At 70.2% G+C, this 11,203-nt stretch carries 12 protein-coding genes; 8 read left to right on the top strand and 4 right to left on the bottom strand.

All coding sequences use genetic code 11. From position 1 onward, the window contains the following. Both ACM2XV_RS08515 and ACM2XV_RS08510 read right to left on the bottom strand, forming a co-directional pair. On the bottom strand, positions 1–475 hold a 475-nt coding region (locus tag ACM2XV_RS08515), incomplete at its 3' end, for a hypothetical protein (protein ID WP_487026620.1). Positions 476–479: 4 nt separating this feature from the next. Next, positions 480–956, bottom strand: a complete 477-nt coding sequence (locus tag ACM2XV_RS08510) for a GyrI-like domain-containing protein (RefSeq protein WP_344775536.1) — start codon at positions 954–956, stop codon at positions 480–482. A 122-nt stretch (positions 957–1,078) separates the two neighbouring features. Here ACM2XV_RS08510 and ACM2XV_RS08505 point away from each other — a divergent pair, with 122 nt between their 5' ends. After that, on the top strand, positions 1,079–3,664 hold the full coding sequence (locus tag ACM2XV_RS08505) for an MGH1-like glycoside hydrolase domain-containing protein (RefSeq protein WP_487026619.1): 2,586 nt from the start codon (positions 1,079–1,081) through the stop codon (positions 3,662–3,664). A 58-nt stretch (positions 3,665–3,722) separates the two neighbouring features. Here ACM2XV_RS08505 and ACM2XV_RS08500 read toward each other — a convergent pair whose 3' ends face one another. Continuing rightward, a complete protein-coding gene (locus ACM2XV_RS08500) occupies positions 3,723–3,992 on the bottom strand; it encodes a hypothetical protein (RefSeq protein WP_344775542.1) in 270 nt (89 codons plus the stop codon). 162 nt (positions 3,993–4,154) lie between these two features. Here ACM2XV_RS08500 and ACM2XV_RS08495 point away from each other — a divergent pair, with 162 nt between their 5' ends. Next, the gene (locus ACM2XV_RS08495; protein WP_344775544.1) at positions 4,155–4,442 is read left to right on the top strand and encodes a GNAT family N-acetyltransferase; all 288 of its coding nucleotides are present in this window, start codon (positions 4,155–4,157) and stop codon (positions 4,440–4,442) included. Positions 4,443–4,491: 49 nt separating this feature from the next. After that, positions 4,492–5,325 (top strand): N5-glutamine methyltransferase family protein, encoded by an 834-nt coding sequence (locus ACM2XV_RS08490; RefSeq protein WP_487026618.1) that lies wholly within the window; start codon positions 4,492–4,494, stop codon positions 5,323–5,325. Here ACM2XV_RS08490 and ACM2XV_RS08485 read toward each other — a convergent pair. After that, positions 5,322–5,774, bottom strand: coding sequence for a VOC family protein (locus ACM2XV_RS08485; protein ID WP_487026617.1), 453 nt, complete (start codon positions 5,772–5,774; stop codon positions 5,322–5,324). The genes ACM2XV_RS08490 and ACM2XV_RS08485 overlap by 4 nt on opposite strands. A 153-nt stretch (positions 5,775–5,927) precedes the next feature. Here ACM2XV_RS08485 and ACM2XV_RS08480 point away from each other — a divergent pair, with 153 nt between their 5' ends. From ACM2XV_RS08480 to ACM2XV_RS08460, 5 genes are all read left to right on the top strand, one after another. Beyond that, a complete protein-coding gene (locus ACM2XV_RS08480; protein WP_487026616.1) occupies positions 5,928–6,896 on the top strand; it encodes a zinc-binding dehydrogenase in 969 nt (322 codons plus the stop codon). 55 nt (positions 6,897–6,951) lie between these two features. Then, on the top strand, positions 6,952–7,302 hold the full coding sequence (locus ACM2XV_RS08475) for a hypothetical protein (RefSeq protein WP_487026615.1): 351 nt from the start codon (positions 6,952–6,954) through the stop codon (positions 7,300–7,302). 296 nt (positions 7,303–7,598) lie between these two features. Further along, entirely contained in the window at positions 7,599–8,867 is a 1,269-nt protein-coding gene (locus tag ACM2XV_RS08470; protein ID WP_487026614.1) for a hypothetical protein, read from the top strand. Between the two features lie 281 nt (positions 8,868–9,148). Further along, complete coding sequence (locus tag ACM2XV_RS08465; RefSeq protein ID WP_344775554.1) at positions 9,149–9,688, top strand: hypothetical protein; 540 nt, start codon at positions 9,149–9,151, stop codon at positions 9,686–9,688. Positions 9,689–9,979: 291 nt separating this feature from the next. Further along, positions 9,980–11,203 (top strand): efflux RND transporter periplasmic adaptor subunit (locus ACM2XV_RS08460; RefSeq protein ID WP_487026613.1); only part of this gene is annotated, 1,224 nt, incomplete at its 3' end.

The raw sequence follows: 11,203 nt of genomic DNA, 5'->3' as shown, positions 1-11,203 counted from the left end.
ACCACACCCCCGCACCTGCGGCGAGCGCGGCGGTCGGCGTCACGAGCGCGGCGACGAAGGGGAACGACCAGAGCGAGCCGAGTCGCGCCCAGAGCGGGCCGAAGCGCCGCACCCAGATCGCCGCGACGAGCGGCGCCGCGATCAGCGCGAAGCCGAGCGCGGCGTGCGCGTGGACCACCCGCCCGATCAGCGCCCCGAGCAGCGCCACGAGCGGAATCATCAGGAACCGCGCGGACACGGCCGCCCAGGCAGGCATCCGATCGCCCCCGCTCGGCGAAGCCTGCCGCTCGTCCGATCGCACGATCGACAGCGCGATGATCACCCCCGAGACGCACAGCTGAACGACGAACTGCTGGTGGCGGGCGAAGAACGCGATCGTCCAGAAGGCGAGCAAGGCGGCGACGACGGACGCCACCGCGAACGGCGCGCCGACGCGCAGCCGCTCGCGCGACAGCCTCAGCAGATGGGCGAGCACTCCGTCATTCTGTCGTGAACGGCAGCTCGAGGCGGGTGACCCAGTTCTCCTCTGGCTCGGGCCACGCGCGCAGGTGCACCTCGCGCGCATAGCCGGCCGAATGGCCGCCGTGCTCGTGCACCCAGTCGAACAGCTCGTTCCAGGACTGCCGGATCGTCGCCATCGGCCCGTAGTGCGTGCCGATCGCGACGTGCTCGGCCCCGTCGAGCACCACGGGTGAGATCTCGCCGCCGATCTCGTCGGCGCCCGCGACGTAGCCGACCCACGCGCGCTGGCTGTGCTCGCCGAACTCGCCCGTCACCCGCTCGTACCAGGCGATCGCACGGCCCGAGATGGCGATGTCGATGTCGGCGAGCCGATCGCGCAGCTGATCGAACAGCTGGTAGACGACGGGCGGCACCTGATCGCGCGGGATCGGCGCCGGCCCGGACGAGATCGCGTAGACGTGCAGCGCGTCGATCCGCGTCTCCGAGATGTCCATCTGCCGCCTCTCTCCTGCGCCTATCATCGGCAGCTATGGCGGCTGACGAGCGCTCCCCTGAACACCAGCGTGTCGAAGCGGCCGATTCACGGCAAGAGCCCTGGCGCGATTGGGGCCCGTACGTGTCCGAGCGCGCCTGGGGCACGGTGCGCGAGGACTACAGCGCAGACGGCGACGCCTGGCGCTTCTTCCCCTATGAGCACGCGCGCAGCCGGGCGTACCGCTGGAACGAGGACGGCATGGCCGGCTTCTGCGACCTCGATCAGACGTGGGTGCTCGCCCTCGCGCTCTGGAACGGCCAGGACGACCACCTCAAAGAGCGGATGTTCGGCCTCGGCGGCCCCGAGGGGAACCACGGCGAAGACGCGAAGGACTACTGGTGGTACCTCGACGGCACCCCGACCCACAGCTGGCAGCGCTGGCGCTACCACTACCCGCAGCGCGCGTTCCCCTACGACGAGCTGCGTGCGGAGAACGCGCGCCGCGGTGCGGACTCCGAGGAATACGAACTCGTCGATACCGGCGTGTTCGACGACGGCCGCTACTGGGTCGTGACCGCCGACTACGCCAAGGCCGGCCCGCACGACCTGCTGCTGCGCATCACGATCGAGAACGCCGGCCCCGAGGCCGCCACCCTCGACATGCTGCCCACGCTGTGGTTCCGCAACACCTGGGCGTGGGACGTTCCAGAGGGCGAGAAGCCCGCCATCGTGCAGGGTGACGGCGCGCTGCTCGCGGGCCCGCTCACCCTGTATTACGAGCAGGCGGATGCCGCACAGACGCTGTTCTGCGACAACGAGACGAACGCGGCCGCGCTCTTCGGCGACGGCGCCGTGAACCGCTCGCCCTTCCCGAAGGACGGCATCAACGACTTCGTGGTGCGCGGGGCCGAGACGGTGAATCCCGAGAAGACCGGCACCAAGGCATCCGTTCGCTATTCGGTGACGGTCGGCCCCGGGGAATCGAAGGTTCTCAGACTTCGTTTGCGGGAAGAGGGTTTCGAGACGCGCGCTCCGCAGGCTCCGCGTGCTCCTCAACCGCCGGGCGAGGCGGGCGACGGCGCGTTCGAGGATTTTGACGAGGTCATGCGCGCCCGCGAGACCGAAGCCGATGCGTTCCACGACGCCATCGCGCCCGCCGGGCTCGACGACGACAGGCGCCGGGTGCTGCGGCAGGCGCTTGCGGGGCTGACCTGGTCGAAGCAGTTCTTCCACTACGACGTGCGGCGCTGGCTCGAGGGTGACCCGGCTTACCCGCCGCCCCCGGCCGGCCGCGGAGCGATCCGCAACGGCAGGTGGCAGCACCTCGCCGCACGCGACGTCATCCTCATGCCCGACGCATGGGAGTACCCGTGGTTCGCCGCCTGGGACCTGGCGTTCCACTGCGTCACCTACGCGCACATCGACCCCGAGTTCGCGAAGGGCCAGCTGATCCTGCTGCTGCGCGAGTGGTACACCCACGCGAGCGGCCAGCTGCCGGCCTACGAGTGGGACTTCGGCGACGTGAACCCGCCCACGCAGGCGCGCGCCGCGCTCGACGTGTTCCGCCTCGACGGCGGCCGCGACTTCACCTTCCTCGCCCGCGTGTTCCACAAGCTGCTCATGAACTTCACCTGGTGGACGAACTCGAAGGATGCCGGGCAGGACGACCTCTTCGAGGGCGGCTTCATGGGGCTCGACAACATCGCGCCGGTGAACCGCTCGACGCTCCCGGCCGACGCCGGGCGCATCGAGCAGGCCGACTCGACGGCGTGGATGGCCGTGTACGCGCTGGATCTGCTCGAGATGGCGCTCACCCTCGCGCACCACGACCGCGCCTATGAGGACGTCGCCGTGAAGTTCTTCGAGCACTTCACCCGCATCGCCGACGCCGCGAACGACGAAGGGCTGTGGAGCGACGAGGACTCCTTCTATTACGACGTGCTCACGCTGCCCGACGGGTCGAAGCACCCGCTCAAGGTGCGCTCCCTCGTGGGGCTCGTGCCGGTGACGGCATCCCTGCCGCTGCATGGGCTCGCCGACGGGCTGCCGGAGTTCCAGGCATCCGTCCGCAAGTTCCTGCGGCGCCAGCCCGAGGCGGCCGGCAACCTGCACCTGCATGCGCGCGGCGGCGGAACGACGTTGCTCGCGCTCGTGAGCCCCGAGCGCCTCACGCGCGTGCTCGCCCAGGTCTTCGACGAGCAGGGGATGCTGTCGCCGCACGGCATCCGCTCGATCTCGGCCTGGCATCGCGATCACCCGTTCCGAATCTCGGTCGGCGGCGTGGATCAGGTGGTCGACTACGAGCCCGGCGAGTCGACGAGCCATCTGTTCGGCGGGAACTCGAACTGGCGCGGGCCCGTGTGGTTCCCGCTCAACGCGCTGATCATCGACGCGCTGCGCGACTACGAAGAGAACCTGGGCGAGGCGCACACGGTCGAGTACCCCGCCGGGTCGGGGCGGCAGCTGGGGCTGGGCGCGATCGCGGACGACCTGGCCGACCGGCTGATCGCGCTGTTCACCCCCACGCCGGGCGGCGGGCCGAGGCCGGCGGATGCGCGCTACCCCCTGCTGTCGACCGACCCGCGCTGGCGCGACCAGCTGTTCTTCTACGAGTACTTCCACGGCGACACGGGCCAGGGCCTCGGCGCCTCTCACCAGACCGGCTGGACGGCCCTGGTGGCCCACCTGCTGCTGCAGAGGCGCGGCTCTCAGTCACCCGAAGTGTGAGTTCGGGCTGCCATTTCGCGACTGCGGCAACCCGAACTGACACTTCGGGGCAGTTCGGTCAGATCAGGAGCAGTGCGACGGCTGCCGCCGCGACGCAGGCGCCGATGAGGGTCACCAGCCAGCGGGGCTCGAGCACCGCCGCCGCGATCACCGCGACGATCGAGAGCGCGCCGAAGGCGACGGCCCCGACCGAGTGCAGCGCCGCGAAGCGCAACGCCGGCGGCAGGGTCTGGTTCGCGATCACCGCCTCGACCGCTTCGATTCCGAGGAACACGACGCCGATCGCCAGCAGCACGAACACGACGCGGCGCCGACCCGGACTGTGCACGCGCCCAGGCTAGCGGCCGACGGGGCGTGGCTGCAGTGTCGGCGCGGCGCGCAGAGCACGCGTTCGCGCGTACGCGTCGGCCGTTCCGGTGCGCGCGAGCGTGCGAATTGCGCGCGACTCGCAGCGGGCACGCCGCCGCGCACGCGGGCTTAGGCTCGAGCCGTGAGCACCGAGTTCATTCACGACACCGAGGCGCACCGCTATGTCATGAAGGTCGGCGGGAAGCTCGTGAGCGCCGCCGACTACACGGTCAACGGCGACCGGCTCTCGATCACGCACACCTTCACCGACCCGATGCAGCGCGGGCACGGCTACGCGGGCCAGGTCGTGTCCTTCGCGGTGGACGACATCGAGCAGAACTCCCCCGAGCTCAAGATCGTGCCCATGTGCTGGTACGCGGCGAAGTGGTTCGACGAGCACCCTGAGAAGGCAGGGCTGCTCGCTGGCTGAATCGGCCGAGACCACCGCGCTCGTCGCCCGTTTGCGCGCGGCCGGCTGCGTGTTCGCGGAGGACGAGGCGCGTCTGCTTCTCGATGAGGCGCGGGATGCCTCACAGCTGGAGCGCCTCGTCGCGCGGCGGGTCGCCGGCGAGCCGCTCGAGTACGTGCTGGGGTGGGTCGAGTTCGCGGGGCTGAGGCTCGCCGTCGCGCCGAGCGTCTTCGTGCCGCGGCGGCGCACCGAGCTCCTGCTGGAGCTCGCACAGGAGGCGGTCTCCATTCGCGCTGCGCGCGAGTCGACCAGCGGGGACACGGCGCGCGAGTCGACCAGCGGGGACACGGCGCGCGAGTCGGCCGGCGGGCCGCCAGGCGGGTCGACTCGGCGAAGCCGAATGGAGACCGCGCCGTCGCTGCTCGAGGTCTGCTGCGGTGTAGCGCCGGTCGCGACCGCGGTGAAGAGGCGGATGCCTGAGGCATCCGTCGTCGCCTCGGATCTCGACCCGGCCGCTGTCGCCGTGGCCCGCGCGAATCTGGAAACGCTCGGCGGCACGGTGGTCGAGGGCGACCTGTTCGCCGCGCTACCGGGTACGCGCTTCGACGTCATCGTCGCGAACGCGCCCTATGTGCCGAGCTCAGAGGTGGTGAACATGCCGCGCGAGGCGCGCGAGTTCGAGCATCCGCTCGCGCTCGACGGCGGCGACGACGGACTCGCACTGCACCGCAGGATCGCGGACGAGGCGCCCGCATGGCTCGCCCCGGGCGGCACGGTGCTCGTCGAGACGAGCAGGCGCCAGGCGCTCCGCGAGCGCGAGATCTTCGAGGCGCGCGGCTGGCGCGTCGAGCTCGTGCGCGATGACGAGCTCGACGCGACGGCCGTGCGAGCGACGCGCCCCTAAAGCGCCTGGTGCGAGCCGAGCGTGCTCGCGTCGCTCGGGACTTCGGGAGCGCCGAAGTCGAACATCCAGGTGAAGCCGTATCTGTCGGTGAGCTGACCGTAGTAGTCGCCCCACGGCGCGAGGTCGAGCGGAAGGACGTCGGCTGCGCCGTCGCTGAGCTTCGCGTAGTAGTCGCGGCCGGTGTCGAGGCCTGCCGCGTCGCCGGAGAAGCTGAGCGAGACGCTCGAGCCCTGCGTGAGCGGCATGCTCTCGGGAACGTCCGAGCCCATCAGGTTCACCGCGCCGTTCAGCTGCGAGTGCATCACCTGGTCCGGGTCGACGCCATCGGTCATGCCGCTCTCGCCGAACGTCATGACGCTGAGCTCGCCGCCGAAGACGGACTGGTAGAAGGTCATCGCCTCGCGGGCGCGACCGCGGAATTGAAGATAGGGAATGAAGCTGACGGACATCGGTGGCCTCCTGAACTTCGTGATCTGCGTGACCGGGTGATGCGCTGTCGCGGGCATCATCCCGCGCCGAGTGCAGGGCGGCAAGAGCCGATTCGGGTTCGTGGGTGCGCCGCTCGGCTCGGGTAGCTTGGGGCGAAGAACGGGAGGTACACCGTGCGCGCTGCTGTCGCCGTCGACCAGAATGCCGAGGACCCGCTTTCGGGCCTGGCTCTTCAAGAACTTCCTGACCCTGAGGCAAAACCGGGGTGGACTCGGGTGCGCGTGCGCGCGGCCTCGCTCAACCCGCACGATGTCTGGACCCTGCGCGGCGTCGGCCACCCCGCCGAGCGGATTCCGATGGTGCTCGGCTGCGACGGGGCGGGCGTGACGGATGCCGGCGACGAGGTCGTCATCCACCCCGTGCTCGGCGACCCGAACCGCGGCGGCGGGGACGTCACCCTCGACCCGCGGCGCGCGCTGCTCTCCGAGACGGTCAACGGCTCGCTGGCCGACTTTGTGCTGGTGCCGACCGAGTGCGTCGTGCCGAAGCCCGCGTGGCTGAGTTTCGAAGAGGCGGCGACGCTCGGCATCGTCTGGGGCACCGCATATCGGATGCTGTTCACGAGGGCCCGCCTGCGGGCTGGCGACCGCGTGCTGGTGCAGGGCGGCTCGGGCGGGGTCGGAAGCGCCGCCATCTCGCTGGCGCGGGCGGCGGGCGCGAAGGTGTACGCGACGGCACGGACCGAGGCGAAGCGCGCGTTCGCATCGGAGTGCGGCGCGCATGAGGTGCTCGAATCGGGCGCGCGCCTGCCCGAGCGCGTCGACGTCGTGGTCGACACAGTCGGCGAGGCGACGTGGGCGCACTCGTTGCGGTCGCTCGTTCCCGGCGGCGCGATCGTGACGTGCGGCGCGACCAGCGGGAACATGCCGCCGGCCGAGCTCAACCGGGTGTTCTATCAGCAGCTCTCGGTCATCGGGTCGACGGGGTCGACGCGCGCGGAGTTTGAGGCGCTGCTGAGGCTGCTCGAGGCGAGCGGCGTGCGGCCGCACCTCGACTCCGTCGTCGCCCTCGACGACGTCCGCTCCGGGTTCCAGAAGCTCATCGACGGCGACGTGCGCGGCAAGGTCGTGGTGCGGACTTAGGACGCTCCGGGCCCAAAGCGCCGCGCGCGGGGCATCCCTCGGTACCGTCGCCCTGATGGCTGCCCCGACCTCTGAAGTCGAACTGATGCTGAAGCGCAAGAACCGCCTTGCCGAAGAGCGCAAGGCGGCGGACTTCCGCGCCACCGAGCGCGAGAAGCGCGAAGAGGCGGCGAAGATGCGGGCGCGCGCGGCGTCCGCTCGCTCAGCGCAGATCGCGAAGATGCGGCAGACGGATGCCCGGCGACTCGACGCCGAGGCGGATCGGTGCGCCGGGGAGGCCGCGCGGGCTGATGAGAGAGCGCGCAGGTTCGCCCTCGATGAGGAGTTCGTCGCGGTGCGGCTGGCCCACACCGAGCCGTCGGCGGCCCTCGCCGATTCCGGTGACTCGGACTGGACCATCGTCTGAGCGACGGGTCCGGCGCGCCCCGGACCGAGGTGCATTCCTCGCGTTCCCTTACAGTTCGGTAAAGACCCGGCCATCTGGCGTTCACATGCGCGCGGAAGCGGGAGACTTGATGCAGTGCCCCGCTGGTGGTCGGACCAGCGGGGTTCTTCTCTGCCCGGGTGTTGGGCCGGACCACGATTCGACATGCATCGGCGGCGAGCGACGGCTCTTTCCCTCCACAGGCGAGGGTTCGTCCGCTTGTACACATCTGCGAGAGATCGCTTCTGAATGTCGGAGGCGATCGATACCGTTCTCGCATGAGTTCGGTGCTTGACGCGATGCGCGAGCTGACCACGCTGGTCAGCTCGGCTCTGCCATGCGCCGAGCAGATCGCCCAGCTCGACGACAGCGAGACGACGGCGCTCATGGCCGAGCTCGGGGCGATCGCGCGACGTGTGTCGGCGACCAGCTCACTGGTCGCCACCGACATCGATCGCCGCTCTGCACGCGAACTCGGCGCCGCGGGCCTCGCGCAATCGAACGGCCTGCGGAGCGGGCCCGAGCTCGTGCAGAAGCTCACGGGCTCGTCGCTCACCGAGGCGAAGAGGCTCGTGCGTGTCGGCGGTCTGCTCACAGCCGCCGAGTCGGTCGCACCCGCGCCGTCGACCGGCTCAGGTCCGCGCGACCTGCACGCGCTCGAGATGCTCGGCGGCGGGTGGGATGCGTCCATCGCCGTGGCGGTTCGCAACGAGTGGCTCTCGGCCGCACAGGGCGACGCTCTGAGAGCCGGGCTTCGAGGGCCCCGCGCTCCTGGGTTCGCGGCGACCTGGCGGTCTGCCGCCCTTGAACTCATCGGCGACGCGTGGGCGGCCGAGTGGAGCGTCGAAGAGGTGACCAGAGCCGCTGAGCGCGTGCGCGCGTCACTTGATGCGCGCGCCGCCGAGGCCGACGCTCGTCTGCGATTCGAGTCGCGGTCGCTGAGGCGCCGCCGGCTGCGCAGCGGCAACTGGAAGTGGGATCTCGAGCTCGACCCCGAGACCGATGCCGCCCTCTGGGGCCCCTTGCACATGCGGCTTTCGCCACGCCTCGGCGGCCCACGCTTCCGCACCGAGGAAGAGATCGCTCGAGCGGCCGAGCTCGAGCAGGACACTCGCACGAACGAGCAGCTTCTCGTCGACGAGTTCACCGCAATCTTCGGTGCGGGCGTCGCGGCGGCGACCGATGCCGGCGCGTTCGAGGAAAGGCCGAGCCGCACGTGTCGATCGTCGTCACCGCGGAGGATCTGCGGAAGGCCGAGGGCCACGCCGCCGCGGTTGCCGAGGCGACGGCTGACGCAGGGGCAGGCTGCGTCGTCGAGGCGTCGGCCTCAGCATTGCCTGACGCCGGAGTCGCCTGGATCGACAGCGGACAGCCCGTCTCCGCGTTGCTTGCGCTGCGCGCCATCTGCACCGGAACGTTCACCCCGCTTCTCTTCGATGAGAGCGGCCGCGCACTCGACGTCGGCAGAAGTCGACGTGCCTTCAACAGCCGTCAGCGTCGCGCGCTGGCCGCGCGCGACGGCGGCTGCCTGTGGCCCGGCTGCATGAGGCCACCGGGCGAGTGCGAGGCGCATCACATCAATCCGTGGAGCGAGAGCGAGCAGAACCGCAAGACCGAGACAAAAGATGGGGTCCTGCTCTGCAGATATCACCATCTGACGCTCCACAACCACGGCGGCCGCGTCACCAGGCAGGGCAGCGCCTACTTCCTCCACTGGCCGGGCAGACCGCCCACGGCGTTGACGTCCACGTCCGGCGTAATGACTCAATTCCACGTCGCGGCCCGCTCGCGCGTAGCGAGCTGACTATGAAAGGTGCGGTGAACACGAGTGTCTGACGAGCCCTGGTACGAGCGGCTGCGCGAGCAGTGGCGCCCCGAGCGGGTGCGGGTGCTGATCATCGACGAGGCGGCGCCCGAGCTGGCGGCGGACTCGAAGCACGAGTTCTTCTATTCACCCACGGTGGTGAGCTGGGATCCGCTGTTCCGCGCCGTGGTCGAGGTGTACTTCGACGGCGAGTTCCCGCCGGCCGGCGCCGATAAGCGGCCCTATCTCGAGCGGCTGCGCGACGAGGGGGTCTTCGTCATCGAGACGATCCCGTTCCCCGTCGGCGCGTACAGCCGGGGTGAGCGACCGCACCTGACGGCACGGTTCGCACGCGCCGCGATCGAGCGGGCCACGGCGCTTGAGCCCGAGGGCGTCGTGATCGCGTTCAACTCTGGCTTCCGGGCGCTCGGGCCCGGCCTCGAGAAAGCCGGCCTGCGGCTCCTGCACGACGCGCCCGTGCCGTTCCCGCGCGGGCGGTATCGCGACCAATTCATCGAGGCGCTACGCGAGATCGTCGACGGGCAGCCGCGACGCGCGGCCTGAAATCAGCGCGGCCTGAAACCAGCGCGGTCCGGGTCGCTGCACGTCCTCAGTCGAGCACTCTCGCGCGGTGACTAGCGGCGACGACGGCGCTGACGCAGCGATTCCCGCCCCGTGCGCACCACGGCCCACACCGCCGCGGCGAGCGCCGCCAGTGCGATCAACTCGGCAACGCGGATGATCAGCATGCCGAGAAGCCTATGCGCGCCGGGCACCGAGGCACCCACCCGGTTCTTATCCGCCGCATAGGCGGGCGATCACCTCGTCCAAGTCGGCGACCCCATATTGATCGGCATGATGGCCTTCCTCACGCGTCCACGAACGTGGATCATCACGGCCGTCGTCGTTGTCGTGGTCGCGGGCGCCGCCGTCTGGTGGTTCGGGTTCGCACAGAAGACCAGCGCCAACGCGGCGACCCCCTCCTCGACGACCCTCACCGTCTCGACCCAGACGCTTCAGCAGTCCGTCTCGGGAACCGGCACGCTCTCGCCCGCCGTCGACGAGCAGGTGGATTTCGCCGCGTCCGGCACGGTCACCGCGGTCAAGGTCAAAGAGGGGCAGACCGTCAAGAAGGGCGCCACCCTCGCCACCATCACGACGACGCAGGCCGACGCCGACCTTGCCGAGGCGAAGGCGACCCTCGCCAGCGATCAGGCGAAGCTCGCATCAGACCAGTCCGCGAGCGACGGGTCCTCTGCCGACGTGGCCCAGATCGCCGCCGGCCAGGCCGCCGTGTCGGTCGCACAGGCAGCGGTGGACTCCGCTCAGAAGGAGGTCGACGGCACCACCCTCACGGCGCCGGTGGCCGGCACCGTGACCGCCGTCAACGTGGCCGTGGGTGACACGGTCTCGGGCTCGTCGAGCTCATCCAGCGGCTCAGGCGGCTCTGGCAGCTCGGGCGGGGCGGGGGCGACGGCGGGCGACGGCTCGTCGAGCTCGGGTTCCGGCTCGTCGCCGACGAGCAGCTCGTCGGCATCCTCATCGTCGTCCTCCTCGAGCTCGAGCGGCGCCTTCGAGATCACCGGCACCGACTCGTGGACCACCCAGATCAGCGTCGCCGCGGCGCAGGTGAAGAACATCAAGACCGGAAACCAGGTCAAGCTGTCCACCAGCGAGAACTCCTCGTTCTTCGGCACGGTCAGCTCGATCGGGCTGCTACCGTCGACCAGCTCGGGTGCAGCCACCTACCCCGTCGACGTGGCCGTGACCGGCACGCCCGACAACCTGTACGACGGGGTCTCGGTGACCGCGAACGTCATCTACAAGCAGATCTCCGACGCGGTCGCCGTGCCGAGCCTGGCCCTGACCCAGTCGAACGGGAAGACGGTCGTCACCAAGGTGGTCGACGGCAAGCAGGTCAAGACCGAGGTCACCACCGGAATCCAGTCCGGCCAGTACACGCAGATCACCTCGGGGCTCAAATCGGGCGACAAGATCGTGCTCAAGATCACTCGGCCGGGCGGTACCGGGGGCTCGAGCGGCAGCGGCTCGAGCGGCCGCACGGGCGGCGTCGCCGGC

The sequence above is a fragment of the Gryllotalpicola sp. CP2-P1 genome (assembly GCF_057512245.1).
The sequence above is the reverse complement of the archived record's forward strand: the minus strand, read 5'-3'. Positions and strand labels throughout refer to the sequence as shown.